This window comes from Sporosarcina obsidiansis (genome assembly GCF_009651005.1).
Taxonomy (GTDB): domain Bacteria; phylum Bacillota; class Bacilli; order Bacillales_A; family Planococcaceae; genus Sporosarcina; species Sporosarcina obsidiansis.
This window is the reverse complement of the sequence record NZ_WHVW01000017.1, coordinates 1-15,330: the sequence shown is the minus strand read 5'-3', so window position 1 is coordinate 15,330 and position 15,330 is coordinate 1. Positions and strand designations below refer to the sequence as shown.

The following is a 15,330-nucleotide window of genomic DNA, read 5'->3' as shown; positions in this document are numbered from 1 at the left end:
CCTATAATTCAGGAGCAAGCTGGTCGTTTTTAATATAACGGAAATTTCCAAGACTCATTTACTGGTTCATAACGTTTCACAGAAAATAAATGCAACGTCAATTCTTTTGGTTCTTCTTTAAATCTAGGCAAGGTGAGTTCAAAGCTAACCTTTTCGTTTACGACAGAACCACTAGGACCAGCCTGATAAACGTTTCCTTTATCGTCCTCGACTAGCCACCAACCTAGCTCACTAGCTCCCGGTTCTCTATTACCTTCCATTTCAATAATAAACGTTGACTCTTTTGCTATCGGTAATAATGATTTTCGGAATGAATAATTTGTTTCATTCTTCGCTTTGACGACAGTCAGATCATTACCTTCAAATTCAAACGAATATGGCTTATCTTTCAACTCATTCGGTTTAATCTTAATAGAAAAGTCTGTTGGTACTGTTTTGTACACACCATCCAACACAAACGTTACATCGGGCTGTTCTTTTTTCGGTATGAATGAATTCACCCACTTAACGTGTCCTAGTGTATCCAAGTTTTCACCCGATCCCGACAACATGCCAATAGCTTCTTCATGTCCTTTTTCTTCATTCATTCGATTCCATGCGTATAATACGTTTCCGTCATGATCTTCTAAATGATAAGCAATAGCCGTCTCGTAAGCATTGATAAGAGATTCCACACTTTCTGAACCAAAGCGCAGCATAAACTCTTTTCTCGCCTTTTCAATACTTGCCTGTTCTTCTTCCATAAAAGATGTTTCATAAAACAGCTCCGTGGATGACGGGGCCATTTGCGCTTTTTGCAAATCAATTTTCACACCATTTGTTGTAATGGTTGCATCATTCAGCGGAAGTGTTTTAGTTAATTGTCGTTTCTCTCTAAGGTCAACTGGAACCTCTAGCTGCCAATTCCCTTTCACTCCATTCAATTCCACTACATCAAATCGGATAGTCAACTGATCTATTTCTTCATATTCACGTAATGAGAATTCGAATAGACCATAGTCGCCTCCATCCCACCAACCACTACTGAGTCGAGTAATTTCATTCCCATTTGCATCGAAAGCTGTAACTTTATTGGCTGAATCACCCGAATCAAAATACGTATCTTGCGGTTTACCGTTTTTCAATACTTGATAGGAAAGCGAAACACGGGAAGAATCCGCCATCACATCCTCCACTTTTAACGTAATCCCTTGATCTTCTACTTCCAAATCAACCCGTTCCGCAAGACCAGCCTCCATCGCCAAGCGAAGTCCGTCATCCACTTGTTCAGATGAAAAGAAGCCCCCGATTAACTGAGCAAAACTTGGACTCAACGCAGCACTTAGTCCAACAGCCAATACGACACCCGCTGCTGATAGCATGACCTTTTTCCAAGGTGTTTTCCGTCTGGCTACTTTCTGCTCAAACGGTTCAAGTTGTCCCAGTACCTTGTCCGCAAAATCATCAGGCAACTCAGGATTTTGGAGTGTTTCCATCACAAATCGCTGCTCTTCTAAAAATGCCTCTACAACCACTTGGCAATGTGAACAAGTTTCCACATGTGCTTGCACACGATCAGATTCCTTTTCTGTTACTAGATCATCCACATATTTTGATAACTCATCTATTGTTGGACAGTTCATGAAAATAGCCTCCCTCTCGCTTCACTGTTTCCCTCATTTTTTTCTTCGCACGATGAAGCTTATTTCGAACAGTAGACAATGGCACATCGGTCAGCTCACTGATTTCCTCATAGCTCAATTCATTTGCATAGCGCAGCAACATGATCAATCGCTCGTCCTCAGGCAGCGTCGCGAGTAGTCGTTCCAGTTGCCGATGTCTTTCTTTTTTCAAAAACACCACTTCGGGATGATTACGGTCTACTACCTGCTCTTCTCCAAGCTCCGTTTGTGTCGATTGATACCGCTTTTTACGGAATTCGTCCATACAATGATTGATCGCCACTCGATACAGCCAACTAGAGAATGAGCCCGTTTCCTTATATTTGTCCAACTGGTTATAGACTTTTAAAAATGCATCCTGTACGAAATCTTGTGCATCTTGCGGATTTTTTGTCATTCGTAAAATCGTGGCGTATAACGGATTTTTATATTTATTGATAATATGGGCATACGCTTGTTTATTTCCAGCCAACACTTCATGCACCCATTGCACATCCTCTTCCATAGGAACCTCCTTAATCAATTACGCCTCGGCGTAATTGCGTCGGGATTTTGAATTGCGCTTGCGCAATTCAAAATCCCTGACATCCGCCGGAGGCTTTATCTGGAGACAGATAAAACGACCATGCGCATGTTTCGTTTTTCTTTTTCATTCAGTATAACGGGGGGAAGGTTGAAAACATTTCATTTTTGAATAAAATTATTTTGCAGACGGTAACAGAAAGTTCAGGAAACATTTATACTAGAGGAAAGTAACTGAAGGAGGATCGTGTAATGAAAAAACAAATACTTCTACTCTGTCTAAGCTTCGTACTGATTCTAAGTGCCTGTGCAACTGCCGAATCCAATAAACTGACAATCCCTGAACTGACAGACCGTGAAAAACAAATACTTGCGACCTCATCCAATCAAGGATTTGTTTTTGACTATTCGGCTGATCAAACCTACACAAGTATTTCAATGTGGCTCGATAAATACGAAAAGGGGAAGAAGACAGCCGAACCGATCAACCTTTTATCTATTCCCTTGCCCGGTAAATCAACGAAGGGAACTATGATCCTCACCCTAACAGAAATAAACGATCAACAATTGCTGTTTTCTACAAGTATCAGTGATACCAATGGATCTGTTGGTACACACGTCCAAGATGCGAAGCCAGGTGGAGAGAACTTGGCAATGCTTTGGGGAACGAATCCAAAAGAAAACTTGTCACTTTCTGAAGAGATGTTGCCCGCCAGCATCATCTACACCGATTCAACAGAAGGCGTGAGCACTAGCTCCTTATCAAGCGACTTTTATGAAAAGATGGAAGATCATATGGATGAGCTGAAGGAGTATGATGTGGTGTATTTGTTGAGGGCTTCATTTAAGAAGTGAAAAAAGCAATCGCTGAAAGTCAGACCTAACTTTTATTGACAGATTTTTTCACGTGATCGAGTAGAGAAGTCAAGAAGCACGCCAAAGTATCATGGCACTGCTCCAAAATATTTTCGAACCGAGCCAAAACTCTTAGGGGCGCACAATAGGCGAATCGAACCGATCTAAACCATTCAACCAACGAACCAAACTAGCCGCTAACCGTGCATTTATTCTTGCTAGAAACTATATCTAGGATAAAAAAGGTTCCCCACATACAAAAAAAGAGTCGTCCGAGAAGTTAGGTGAAAATGACTTCTCGGACAGCTCCTGATGTATTTAAGAGATATATGGGATCACTACATCCTATATACATAGTATTTCTTTAGGCCTGCAAATACTCTTTCACTGCCTGGGAAACCGTTTTTCCTTCCGCGCGTCCGGCCACTTCTTTCATCACGACACCAATTGCCTGCCCCATCGGTGTATCTTTCGAAATACCAAGTGTGCCGATCAATTCCTTCACTTCTTCCACACTCATCTGTTTTGGCAAATAAGACTCAACGATTGCAATCTTCGCCTTTTCCGCTTCAACTATATCTTCACGGTTTGCTTTTTGTCCTTCTTCGAGTGACTGCTTTGTTTGTTTTAGCTCTCGTTGAACGATTTTGATTTCCTCTTCTTCCGTCAATTCACGCTTTAATTCAAGCGCTTCATTTTGCAGTCCAGCTCGCAATAAATTGATCACGCCTTTTTTCATCTGATCCTTTTCCTTCATTGCAGTTTTCATATCTGCCATTAAACGATCTTTTAACTGTGACATTGCGATTCCCCATTTCTAAAGTGTTAGTACTAGTATACAAAATAATAAGGCTTTCAGTCAGTTTTTTTATAGTTAGTGGTACACAGACATACTAGTGCCTGAATTGACGAAACCTCCCTACTAGTTTACACTTTTCACTAAGCAGCTCCTTTTGATAGCATAAGGTCGACCATACCCTTATCTACCGGAGGAGTTTTTTGACATGTATGTACACAAAGGAGTTCAACTATATGAAAAAAAGTGTTGTATTAGCGGAAAAACCTTCCGTCGCGCGAGATATTGCTCGCGTGCTCAACTGCAATAAAAAAGGGAACGGCTATTTAGAAGGAGACAAGTACATTGTCACCTGGGCCCTCGGACATTTAGTGACACTCGCAGATCCCGAGAATTATGATACTAAATATAAGACGTGGAAATTAGAAGATTTGCCAATGATGCCTGATCACTTAAAATTGACGGTCATTAAGCAAACTGGTAAGCAATATAACGCAGTAAAAGCACAACTGCTGCGCTCTGATGTATCGGACATCATCATCGGCACAGACGCAGGACGCGAAGGTGAACTTGTCGCTCGTTGGATCATCGAAAAAGCAAAGGTCAAGAAACCCATCAAGCGCCTTTGGATCTCATCGGTTACCGATAAAGCTATTAAAGACGGATTTGCTCAGCTGAAACCCGGTAAAGCATACGAAAATCTATATGAAGCAGCAGTCGCTCGTTCAGAAGCAGACTGGTATATCGGCTTAAACGCAACACGTGCTTTGACGACAAAGTTCAATGCCCAATTGAACTGCGGACGTGTACAAACGCCCGTTGTCGCGATCATCGCACAGCGCGAAGAGGAAATTAACACCTTCCGTCCGAAAACGTACTACGGAATCGAAGCACAAACTGATTCCAAACTTAAGCTAACATGGCAAGATGCCAAAACAAATGACACTCGTTCATTCGACCGTGACAAGCTGTCGGCTATCGTCAAAAAAGTCGATGGCAAGCCAGCAGTCATTGAGAATGTCGATAAAAAACCGAAAAAGTCCTTCTCCCCAGGTCTCTATGATCTGACAGAACTGCAGCGTGACGCCAATAAACTTTTCGGATACTCAGCGAAAGAAACGTTAAATATCATGCAAAAGCTATACGAACAGCACAAACTGCTCACGTATCCACGGACTGATTCACGTTTCCTATCGAGCGATCTCGTAGCGACTCTGCCAGAACGCCTGAAATCTTGCGGCATCGGTGAGTATCGAACACTCGCAAATAAAATATTGAAGAAACCAATCAAAGCGAATAAATCATTTGTTGACGACAGCAAAGTATCCGATCACCACGCCATCATTCCGACTGAAGAAATCGTGTTGCGTGACAAACTGTCTGACAAAGAGCGGAAAATCTATGACTTGGTCGTCAAACGATTTTTAGCAGTCCTATTCCCTGCCCATGAATACGAGCAGCTGACAGTTCATGCGAAAATTGCAGACGAGCAATTCACAGCACGCGGTAAAACGATTGTAGTAGCAGGCTGGAAAGAAGTCTATAACCATCAATTCGACGAAGAAGAAACAGAGCAAGATACGAAAGAACAGCTATTGCCGAAGCTTACAAAAGGTGATTCGTTGAACATCCAATTCGTCAAGGAAACTTCTGGACAAACGAAGCCACCTGCTCGATTCAATGAAGCAACACTTTTATCTGCAATGGAAAACCCTACGAAATACATGGGAACGCAAGATAAGAAACTCGCAGAAACATTGAAATCTACAGGTGGTCTCGGCACAGTCGCAACCCGTGCTGATATTATCGATAAATTATTCAATTCCTTCCTCATTGAAAAACGAGGTAAGGATATTCACGTGACCAACAAAGGAAAACAGCTCCTCGAGTTAGTGCCAGATGAATTGAAATCTCCTACCCTAACAGCTGAATGGGAATTGAAGTTGGAGCGAATCGCAAAAGGCCAACTAAAAAAGGAAGCTTTCATTAATGAAATGAAAGGCTATACAAAAGAAATCGTCTCTGAAATTAAAGCAAGCGATGCGAAGTTCAAGCATGATAATATTTCCACGAAAACGTGCCCAGACTGTGGTAAACCAATGCTAGAAGTGAACGGCAAACACGGCAAAATGCTCGTCTGTCAAGATCGCGAATGTGGGCATCGTAAAAACGTCTCGCGTGTAACCAATGCACGCTGTCCTCAATGTAAGAAGAAAATGGAATTGCGTGGTGAAGGGGAAGGTCAGATCTTCACGTGTAAATGTGGCTATCGTGAAAAACTATCCTCCTTCAAAGCTCGACGCGAAAAAGACTCTAAAGGAAAAGTAAATAAACGTGATGTACAGAAATACTTGAAGAAGAATAATGATGATGAACCGGTCAACAATCCATTCGCAGATGCATTGAAAGGTTTGAAGTTGGACGATTGATAAGTGGTAGTGATCAATGTAAGGGGCGTTGCTCGGCTGCTTTGGCTCGGTTCGACAAGGGTTCGGCTCGCTGCTCAGCCGCTTTGGCTCGCTTTTACAGTATTTTGGCGCGGATGTCGCTAGGATTCGCTCGGTTAAGCACATTATTGGTACGGTCCCTCCTAAGTTTCGCTCGCTTACACAAGAAAAGGTGCTACACGCAAATCGCGTGTAGCACCTTTTCACTTCCTATTAGTAAGCTCTAGCAAACCAAACCGTATGCTTTGCTTCTTGGCCACAATTGATGCAAGTTGATTTCTTTGCCGGTGGATTGAAAGGAATATTACGTGTCGTAAATTTCGTTTCGTCTTTCACATGCTCTTCACATGTATCGTCTCCACACCAGCCTGAAAGAATCCAACCAGGGATCTCTTCTTTCGCAGCACTGTCTTCAATATGCTTCTTCAACTCATCTAGGGTATCAATATGCGTATGGGAATGTTCTGCACGGAACGCACGCGCTTTTTCAAGCAGACGTGTTTGCATCGTTTCTAGCTCTTGCTCGATGCTAGACACAGCTTGTGCCAAGTCCACTGCCACTTTCTCTTCGCCGTCACGCGCTTTCATCAACGCTTGATTATTCTCAAGATCACGTGGTCCAAGCTCTAGTCGAACTGGCACTCCTTTTAATTCCCATTCATTGAATTTAAAGCCTGGTGACTGATCGGAATCATCCAAACGTACACGGATGCCTTTTGCTTTCAGTTCCGCAAATATTTCATCCAACTTCTCCATGATAGCCGGATTCTTTTTCCACGGACCAACCGGAATGAGTACCACCTGTGTCGGAGCAATACGCGGAGGCAATACAAGCCCTTGCTCGTCACCATGTACCATAATGACCGATCCAATCAAACGTGTAGAAGTTCCCCAAGACGTTGTATGGACAAACTGATGCTTATTTTCTTTTGTTAAGAATTTGATATCGAATGCTTCCGCAAATTTTGTTCCTAAGTAATGTGAAGTTCCGGCTTGTACTGCTTTACCGTCTTTCATCATCGCTTCAATCGAATACGTATCAACTGCACCCGCAAAGCGCTCAGAAGGTGTTTTTTGTCCATCATAAACAGGAATCGCCAGTAAATCTTCTACGACTTCCTTATAAATCTCCAGCATCTGCATCGTTTCTGCCCGCGCTTCTTCTTCATCCACATGCGCCGTATGCCCTTCTTGCCATAAGAACTCAGATGTACGGATGAATGGAAGTGTCTTCTTCTCCCAGCGGAATACGTTCGCCCATTGGTTAATCAGTAGCGGTAAATCGCGATAGCTTTTGACCCAATCTGAATACAAATGACCGATCATCGTTTCAGAAGTCGGACGCAGTGCCAAACGCTCCTCCAACTGTTCCCCTGCTGCCTCTGTCACCCACGGCAATTCTGGAGAAAACCCTTCAATATGATCTTTTTCTTTTTGGAAAAATGATTCAGGGATGAGCATCGGGAAATACGCATTTCGATGACCTGTCTCTTTGAAACGACGATCCATTTCATCCTTAATATGCTCCCAAATTTCAAAGCCATCTGGTTTAAATGCGATACAGCCTCGCACTGGTGTATAATCCATCAAATCCGCTTTCTGGATCGTGTCGATATACCATTTCGTAAAATCATTTTGCTGATTGCTCATTACCTAATTTCCTCCTTAGTAAATACCACGCTCTTGTGTAGATTCCATACTGCTAATCATATAACAAATCCAGCATTCCTACAATTGAATACGATGACATTAGATACTCAGTGATCTAAAATTATGCTAAGCACTCTTATTTCTTTACAACCGCTCATACCCACAAAAAAACTGCCCTCATCGAGAGGACAGCTTCAAATTTATCAAACCAATTTTTCTTCAGCAACTACATATTGTTGTTCTTCCTTCACAGACTCTTCCTCTCCAAAGCGACCTTCCCACTTTGACATAACCACTGTCGCCAAGGCATTCCCAACTACGTTGACCACCGTACGAGCCATATCTAGCAAACGGTCGATCCCAGCGATGAACGCCAAACCTTCAAGCGGAATCCCTACTGTTCCAAGCGTCGCAAGCAAGACAACGAACGAAACGCCCGGTACACCGGCAATCCCTTTAGACGTAATCATCAGCACTAATACCAATGTAATTTGCTCCGTAATACTTAGCTGAATCCCGTACATTTGCGCAATGAACATCGCAGCCAATGCCTGATACAGTGTAGAGCCATCCAAGTTGAACGAATAGCCAGTTGGTATAACGAAAGAAACAATATCTTTCGGACAGCCGAACTTCTGCATTTTCTCCATCACTTTTGGCAAAACGGTTTCAGAACTAGATGTGGAGTACGCCAAGATCAACTCATCCTTCAGCACCTTCATAAAGTGGAAGATATTGACACCGACCATCTTCGCAATACCACCCAACACCACAATAATGAAGAAAATCATCGTTGCATACACCAAAAGCATCAGCTTGCCCATTGGGATGAGCGACTCCAAACCGAATTTGGATACCGTCACACCGATCAGCGCAAATACACCGAACGGCGCAAACTTCATGATCATATTCGTTACCCAGAACATCGCATCCGCAACGCCTTGGAAAACGTCTAATACCGGCTTTCCTCGTTCACCGATCGCCGCAACGCCCAATCCAAATAAAACAGAGAAGAAAATAATTGGCAGCATATCGCCATTTGCCATGGAATCTACAATATTACTTGGCACGATGCCGACCAACACATCCATAAATCCGTTATTCTGAACTTCTTCTGTTGTTTGTACATACTGTGAAATGTCACCTTTTTCAAGAGATGACATATCAATCCCTTCACCTGGCTTGAAAATATTAGCCGACATTAACCCAACAATAATCGCAATAGTCGTTACAATTTCAAAATATAAAAGCGTCTTACCGCCTAATTTCCCAAGTTTCTTTATATCTCCCGTACCTGCAACTCCGATGACCAATGTGGAGATGATAATCGGTACCACAATCATCTTAATCATGTTAATGAACATGGTTCCTATCGGTTGCAAATACTTTTCTACGTTAGGATTACCATAAAAAATGGCACCGACCGCAATACCAAGAACTAATCCAATTAAAATCTGATAGGCTAACGACAGTTTAAATTTCTTTTTCATAGATAATCCCCCTTCGATTTACTCCTGAAAACGCTTTCTCGAAGTAACTTAGGAATATCATATAGGGAACCTACAAAATTCTACATCATCCTACAAAATCTTTTTGTACTCTTCCATCGTCTCGATATATAAAACCTGCAAAAACTTCTTACTATTCACCTTTATTGGCTTTGAAAAGACGTCCTCATCCTGGATTTGTTTCATTCGCTGGCTAATTTCTTGGAAATCAAAGAACCTGGGCGCATAATATTCAAACTCCGTAATTGTATAGTCCACCGCGCCAAGCGAAGCCAAATGATCCATCCCGGTTAAAATCGAGCGTCGAATTCGTTGCTCCATCGCTTTACTTTCTTTGGCGATATCTTTTGCCTCTACCCCCATTTTAAGTAACGCCATTTCATACAACTCTTTTAACGGTGGCAATTGAGATAGACCCCGTTCACCTAGAACCTCCACAATCGTTACAATATCACGACTGCCCGCCTCTCCAATAATTCCCATGTCGTGCAGTTTAGCCAACACAATATCTTTCACCGTACGCTTTGTTTTCGGCTGGTCAGGTGATCCAATTTGGGCTAGAGATTCCCGAATCGTCATTAAAGAATTTTTCAAGCGCAACTGTTCAGCTGTTCGCTGCAATACGCTTTGTACCTCGATTTGATTGATCGGTTTATGAATAAAAAATTCTACACCGACTTGATACGCCTCTCCGACCATCTCTTTATTAACGACCTGGCTCAGCATGATAAATTGCCCGTTAAACCCTTGAGACTTCAGCTGCTGAATCGTCTCAATCCCATCAAGTTCTGGCATTAACAAATCAATTAACACAATGTCCGGTTCTAATGACAAAATTTGCGAAATAGCTTTTATTCCACTGTCCGCCTCGCCTATGACTAGCCCGAAATCCTGCTCAGCCAAAATATTCTGTAGCATCAAACGACTCGCCTTGTCATCGTCTACGATAAAATATCTCATACCACTGTCTCCCTCTTAATGGTTAGTACAGGAATTTTCACTTCAAATACCAAGCCTTCCTCTAGACGGTTCACTCGAATAGTACCTTGTAGCGCCTGAATAATTGTCGCCACATGTGACAAGCCGATTCCCGTTGCCGCCACGCCCTGTTCATTAAACTTGGTCGTGTACCCCGGTTCGAAAATTACATCTTCATGATCTACCGGAATTCCTTTCCCTGTGTCCTGTACACGGAAATAAATCCACTCTTTATTACTGTCGACACTGATCATCACTCGGCCTTGCTGCTCCATCGCTTCCACTGCATTGGATGTCAGGTTATTAAGAACGGCAAGTAACGGAATATGCTGATCTGTTTGAAAATCTGTATTGATGGAAGTTTCAATTGAGCATTCTCTTCCAATCAATTCACTATACTTTTCATTTGCAGACACAACCAATTCAAGTAGGTCTGATATATAGAACGTAGTCACTTCTTGCCGACTCGTCCACTTCGAGAGTCCAGCCAAAATTCGCTGCGAGTCCTTTTTCACCTCATGAATTTCCTGTGCAATCTGTAATGCCTGGGTACTGAGCTCCCGCTGCCCCTCTTTCCTTAGCTTACGATACAAATCATGGCTAGAAGCAGTGATTTGCTCAATGTGATTCATCGATTTCTGCAAATATAGCGCTTCTGCATAGAGTTCCGATCCCACGCCTAGCATTTCCTCCACACGCTGCTTTTCTTTAGATAAAGCCACTGAACTATACAGACCAACCGTGAAGAAACTTCGTAGCAAAGCAACACCCAACAGAATGCCCCACTCCTTCGTATTTAATAATGAATCATGCATCCACCAGTTCCGAAGTGCATGTTCTGACGTATTGCCCATCACTTCGAATAAGAAAGCCAATGCGCCCAGTTGCAGTGGAAGTGACTTATACTTCTCGAGATCCACAAAATGCCAACCGACTGCAAATAAAAAATAAAACAAAAAGACTGGTACATGCATCAGTAAACTGTCTACCAACATTGCACCGATCCATATCTCTTCCATCACCCGGAACAACACGACCGTCACCGCTGTTATGAACCCTGTCCGCAACATCGAAATTGGTGGATAAATAAGAATTAGCAAAAAGAATACAATACCGCCAAGCGCAAAACGGAACGTCTCCTCCGCAAACGGCATCACTTTTAACTCACCTGTAAGCGCTGTTAAGATTGCAATGATTGCAATACGTGCTGCCTCCGATTGTAAAATTTGTCTCCAAACCGATTTCGTGTTCATGGCTATACTCCTAATGAAAAATTTCTATTGTATGTAGTATAGCAATCCGAATACGTTTGTACAGTTGTAGACATCGGTCAAAATTCTTCCTATTTTTGGGCAAAGAAAGGCGCTGTCCTGAAAGTTAAATATCTTTCAGTGGCAGTTTTTTTGCAGCTATGAGCGGGGGGTTATGATCGCGTATGCGAACTGGATCTTATGATTGCGTATGTGGTTTGTATGAGCGGTTGGCTGGGGTTTATGATCGCATATGTGGTTTTTCTATGAGCGGTTGCGTGAGATTTCCGACCTTACCATACAAACGAGTCGTTTACCGCATATTTCACCTTCTAAAAAACAGTCTAGGATGAACTTCCTATCCATACAAAAATAAGAGCCGCCCGAAAAGTCAGGTGAAATCGACTTTTCGGACAGGCTCACTATCCATATTCAGTTTTTTAATGGAGTAACTTTGTATTAATTACGGTCGGCATAAATGTTTCTGATATTCTACTATTAGATCAAGTTTTCTTTTTGGATGACCTTGCCTTTGTTTTTGTCCTTCTTTCCTCGCTCAATAGTTATTTCTACCGTCTGTTCTTCAGGTTCATCATATGGTACGCCCTCGTAAATATGAATACCATCTTTTTCACCTTGGTGCACCCACTTCATGAATGAAGCAATCATTAACAACATGATGAAAACGAGAGGCAATGCTGTAATAATAGATAGAGTTTGCAACGCTTCCAAGCCATCCCCGTACATCAGAATGATAGAGATGCTTGTAAGGACGATTCCCCAAAATACAAGATACCAGCGTGCCGGCTCTTCACCCGGTTGCAGATTAATAGACGCTACATCCGATAATGTATACGCAGCCGAGTTGACAGTTGTCGCCAAGAAAATCGCTGGGATCAGTAAGTAGAGCACCATGACGACTCCGCCCTGCGGAAGTGCATTCAAGGAAGCTAGGATGGCTGCGGGTGCACCTTCATTTTGCAAGATATCGAGTACGGGAACGACATTGTTTATTTAGAAATAAATACCTTTTTTCCAAATATCGAAAATGCCAGCCAGCAGCCTAAAGTTCCACCGAGCAATTGTCCAAGGATCAATCCTCTAATTGACCGGCCTTTTGAAATACGTGCAGCTAACATACCTGTAAATGGAGCGTAAGAGAACTACTAACCCCAATCGAAAAGAATTTAAGTCTCACTGAAACCCGACTTTCCTATAGGATCCGTGTATAGGCTCATTCTAAAAAAGTTTTGAAACAATACACCGACACTGTCTGTAAAGTTGGCGATAATGAAGACAGTCGGACCAAAATAAAGATGAAAATCGCAATGGCGATATATAAATATAGATTCCAGTCGCTTAAAAGCTTCAATCTTTTTTTAACCCGAAGAAGTAGAGACAGATACAGAAAAACACCATCAAAATGACCACGATCGTCAAATTAAATGTAAGCGTTTTCTCTACATCGAATAGAGAATGAATTCCTTCAGCGAGCAATGGAGTTCCGAGAGCTAACGAGGTTCCAATGCCACCGATCAGACCGAACATGAAGCATACGTCAATCACTTTCCCTAGCAAACCATCCGCTTTATCTCTGAAAATCCCCAGTAAAAAATTCCATATGTAGAAGCGTAACCTGCAGTTTCAACAGATTCAGCTGTAAGACCGCATGGAGGGTGGGAATAACCAAAAGCTCATTCAAAAATTTCAGAATACATGATACCAAAACTAATGCCTGTATTGAAAATTAAGACTAGCCAGCTAAATGTTGAAAACGTCTATCTTAATTTAGTTAACAGGAGATTCACTAAAGTTAAGACTCGGTGCGGATTTTTTAAAGGATTTTGTAATAAAAATTAAGACAATAAATCCAATTGCGTTCCAAATGATGCCCAAGGTTAAAGCAGTTTTGTCGATGTTATACCACATTAAACCTATGAATGATAACCCTATAATAGGAAATGCCAGATATAAAATCAAAGCTTTTAATGATCTCATTTTTTGATTGATAATGAAATGCATTATTACACATAAATTAACAAAGGTAAAGGCTGTAAAAGCGCCAAAGCTAATGACTGAAGCCGCAACGTCTAAACTTAAAAATAGTGAAATTAAACTAACAACAGCAGTAATTATTATATTGTAAACTGGGATTCCGGATTTTGGATGAAGGTATCCAAAAATCTTTCTTGGAAAGACATTATCTCTTCCCATTGCAAATAAAAGACGTGACGTACTCATTTGTGCCGCAATTCCACCGACTAGAATACTAGCAATAATAATTCCAGTGAAAATTGATGTAAACAACATGCCTCCAACTTGTTGAGCAATTTCTACTGCCGCTGAATCGGGATTGGAGAAGACGGAAGTATCCGGGAAAGAACGTTGCATAAAATAAGTGATCGCCGTGTACAAAATGCCAAGGAATATTACTAGTGCAATCATAGCTCTAGGTAGGGTCTTCGTAGGGTTAATGGTTTCCTCCGCCAATGTACTGATTGCATCAAATCCAACAAAGGTATAAGCAAGGATAACAGAACCCGATAAAATTACCGCTATCGATAAGTTTCCGGAGATAAATGGTTCAATCGAGAACAATTCTCCTGAACCGGTAAGCCCGTTATGATATGTAATTAATAAACCAATGAAAATCCCGGTTATGATTAATTGTAATGTCACTAGGAATGCACTAAATGAAACTGCAATTTTCACACTAAATAGATTGCAGAGACTCATAATTAATAAAGGTCCTACGATCCAGATCCAGATAGGCACGCTAGGAAATAACGGATTCATATAGACAACAATTGATAATACATAAACCATTGGAAGGAAAAGATAATCAAATAACGTCCCCCAACCAACCAAAAATCCCAGATTAGGATTAAAGGTTTGTTGTACATAGGTATAAGCGGAACCCGCTTTTGGAAATACTTTTACCATATGAGTATAGCTTAACACAGTGAACATAATCGCGATGAAAGCAAATATATAAACAGCTGGCACATGTCCATCACTATTAGTAGAAGCTATCCCGAAGACTGTAAAAACTGTAGATGGAGTCAAAAGTGATAATCCAATTACAAAAACGCTGAAAAATCCCAAATTTCTTTTTAGCTCTGTAGTTTTCTGCATAAATAATCATCCTCACTTTTTGAAAAGGAATGTCATACTTAAATCCATTTTAAGCATGGGTGTTAAATAAATAACGGAGGAAAAAGACTAAGTATCTACCTCCAGGGATAGTCTTACATTAATAGCGCAAGCTGTTAATTACCATTGTAAGCTTCCTCCAATATATTCATGTAATCTTCTATTGTCATTTCTTTCGCGTTGTCAGGATTGGAGAAGTTGTTCATTGATTTTTGGGCTATTTGTGGGAAATCTTTTGGATCCACGGAATCAATTTCATTGAAGCTAGGAATATTCAATCTTTTACTTAACTCAAATAGTCTAGCTATGGCTTGTTTTGCGGCGTCTGTATGCGGAAGAGAGGGATCTATCCCCATAGCGTAACCAATCTCAGCGTGCCTCTTTATGTCAGCATCCATATTATGCTTGAACACGTAAGGTAAGAAAATAGCATTTGCTACACCGTGCGGGGTATCATATAATCCCCCAATGGCCTCTGCTACACAATGAACACTAGCTGTATCAGCGTTT

At 41.6% G+C, this 15,330-nt stretch carries 12 protein-coding genes and 2 pseudogenes; 2 read left to right on the top strand and 12 right to left on the bottom strand.

Annotated elements, in window-relative coordinates; genetic code table 11:
- Positions 1-29 precede the first annotated feature (29 nt).
- Together GD002_RS13170 and GD002_RS13165 are read right to left on the bottom strand one after the other, a co-directional pair.
- Positions 30-1,622 (bottom strand): DUF4179 domain-containing protein, encoded by a 1,593-nt coding sequence (locus tag GD002_RS13170; RefSeq protein ID WP_153732881.1) that lies wholly within the window; start codon positions 1,620-1,622, stop codon positions 30-32.
- Positions 1,600-2,166, bottom strand: a complete 567-nt coding sequence (locus GD002_RS13165) for an RNA polymerase sigma factor (protein ID WP_228548381.1) — start codon at positions 2,164-2,166, stop codon at positions 1,600-1,602. Before GD002_RS13165 ends, GD002_RS13170 begins: the two co-directional genes overlap by 23 nt.
- A gap of 269 nt (positions 2,167-2,435) precedes the next feature.
- On the opposite strand from GD002_RS13165, the gene GD002_RS13160 reads away from it, so the two are divergent.
- On the top strand, positions 2,436-3,038 hold the full coding sequence (locus GD002_RS13160; protein ID WP_153732821.1) for a hypothetical protein: 603 nt from the start codon (positions 2,436-2,438) through the stop codon (positions 3,036-3,038).
- A 364-nt stretch (positions 3,039-3,402) separates the two neighbouring features.
- Here GD002_RS13160 and GD002_RS13155 read toward each other — a convergent pair whose 3' ends face one another.
- A complete protein-coding gene (locus GD002_RS13155) occupies positions 3,403-3,840 on the bottom strand; it encodes a GatB/YqeY domain-containing protein (RefSeq protein WP_153732820.1) in 438 nt (145 codons plus the stop codon).
- A 230-nt stretch (positions 3,841-4,070) separates the two neighbouring features.
- Between GD002_RS13155 and GD002_RS13150 the strand changes: the two genes are divergently transcribed.
- Positions 4,071-6,263 (top strand): DNA topoisomerase III, encoded by a 2,193-nt coding sequence (locus tag GD002_RS13150; RefSeq protein WP_153732819.1) that lies wholly within the window; start codon positions 4,071-4,073, stop codon positions 6,261-6,263.
- Positions 6,264-6,494: 231 nt separating this feature from the next.
- On the opposite strand, the gene proS is transcribed toward GD002_RS13150, so the two are convergent.
- The 9 genes and pseudogenes from proS to GD002_RS13100 form a co-directional block, all read right to left on the bottom strand.
- Entirely contained in the window at positions 6,495-7,931 is a 1,437-nt protein-coding gene (proS, locus tag GD002_RS13145; protein ID WP_153732818.1) for a proline--tRNA ligase, read from the bottom strand.
- 203 nt (positions 7,932-8,134) lie between these two features.
- Positions 8,135-9,421 carry a cation:dicarboxylate symporter family transporter gene (locus GD002_RS13140; RefSeq protein ID WP_153732817.1) on the bottom strand — a complete coding sequence of 429 codons (1,287 nt, stop codon included), beginning with the start codon at positions 9,419-9,421 and terminating at the stop codon, positions 8,135-8,137.
- Between the two features lie 90 nt (positions 9,422-9,511).
- Positions 9,512-10,399, bottom strand: a complete 888-nt coding sequence (locus GD002_RS13135; protein WP_153732816.1) for a response regulator — start codon at positions 10,397-10,399, stop codon at positions 9,512-9,514.
- Positions 10,396-11,670, bottom strand: a complete 1,275-nt coding sequence (locus GD002_RS13130; RefSeq protein WP_228548380.1) for a sensor histidine kinase — start codon at positions 11,668-11,670, stop codon at positions 10,396-10,398. The genes GD002_RS13135 and GD002_RS13130 overlap by 4 nt, the downstream gene beginning before the upstream one ends.
- Before the next feature lie 495 nt (positions 11,671-12,165).
- Complete coding sequence (locus GD002_RS18065) at positions 12,166-12,651, bottom strand: BCCT family transporter (RefSeq protein ID WP_194841602.1); 486 nt, start codon at positions 12,649-12,651, stop codon at positions 12,166-12,168.
- Between the two features lie 26 nt (positions 12,652-12,677).
- A pseudogene (locus GD002_RS18190) lies at positions 12,678-13,007 on the bottom strand (BCCT family transporter).
- A gap of 28 nt (positions 13,008-13,035) precedes the next feature.
- Positions 13,036-13,290: a BCCT family transporter gene (locus GD002_RS18060; RefSeq protein ID WP_153732812.1), complete on the bottom strand. Its 255-nt coding sequence runs from the start codon at positions 13,288-13,290 to the stop codon at positions 13,036-13,038.
- Positions 13,291-13,455: 165 nt separating this feature from the next.
- A complete protein-coding gene (locus GD002_RS13105; RefSeq protein ID WP_153732811.1) occupies positions 13,456-14,802 on the bottom strand; it encodes an APC family permease in 1,347 nt (448 codons plus the stop codon).
- Between the two features lie 134 nt (positions 14,803-14,936).
- Positions 14,937-15,330, bottom strand: a pseudogene (locus tag GD002_RS13100) (iron-containing alcohol dehydrogenase); the annotation flags it as partial.

Bases quoted from the DNA above. Each gene is read 5' to 3' on its own strand.
- GD002_RS13170 (WP_153732881.1), bottom strand. From the start codon at position 1,622: ATGAACTGTCCAACAATAGATGAGTTATCAAAATATGTGGATGATCTA.
- GD002_RS13165 (WP_228548381.1), bottom strand. From the start codon at position 2,166: ATGGAAGAGGATGTGCAATGGGTGCATGAAGTGTTGGCTGGAAATAAA.
- GD002_RS13160 (WP_153732821.1), top strand. From the start codon at position 2,436: ATGAAAAAACAAATACTTCTACTCTGTCTAAGCTTCGTACTGATTCTA.
- GD002_RS13155 (WP_153732820.1), bottom strand. From the start codon at position 3,840: ATGTCACAGTTAAAAGATCGTTTAATGGCAGATATGAAAACTGCAATG.
- GD002_RS13150 (WP_153732819.1), top strand. From the start codon at position 4,071: ATGAAAAAAAGTGTTGTATTAGCGGAAAAACCTTCCGTCGCGCGAGAT.
- proS (WP_153732818.1), bottom strand. From the start codon at position 7,931: ATGAGCAATCAGCAAAATGATTTTACGAAATGGTATATCGACACGATC.
- GD002_RS13140 (WP_153732817.1), bottom strand. From the start codon at position 9,421: ATGAAAAAGAAATTTAAACTGTCGTTAGCCTATCAGATTTTAATTGGA.
- GD002_RS13135 (WP_153732816.1), bottom strand. From the start codon at position 10,399: ATGAGATATTTTATCGTAGACGATGACAAGGCGAGTCGTTTGATGCTA.
- GD002_RS13130 (WP_228548380.1), bottom strand. From the start codon at position 11,670: ATGAACACGAAATCGGTTTGGAGACAAATTTTACAATCGGAGGCAGCA.
- GD002_RS13105 (WP_153732811.1), bottom strand. From the start codon at position 14,802: ATGCAGAAAACTACAGAGCTAAAAAGAAATTTGGGATTTTTCAGCGTT.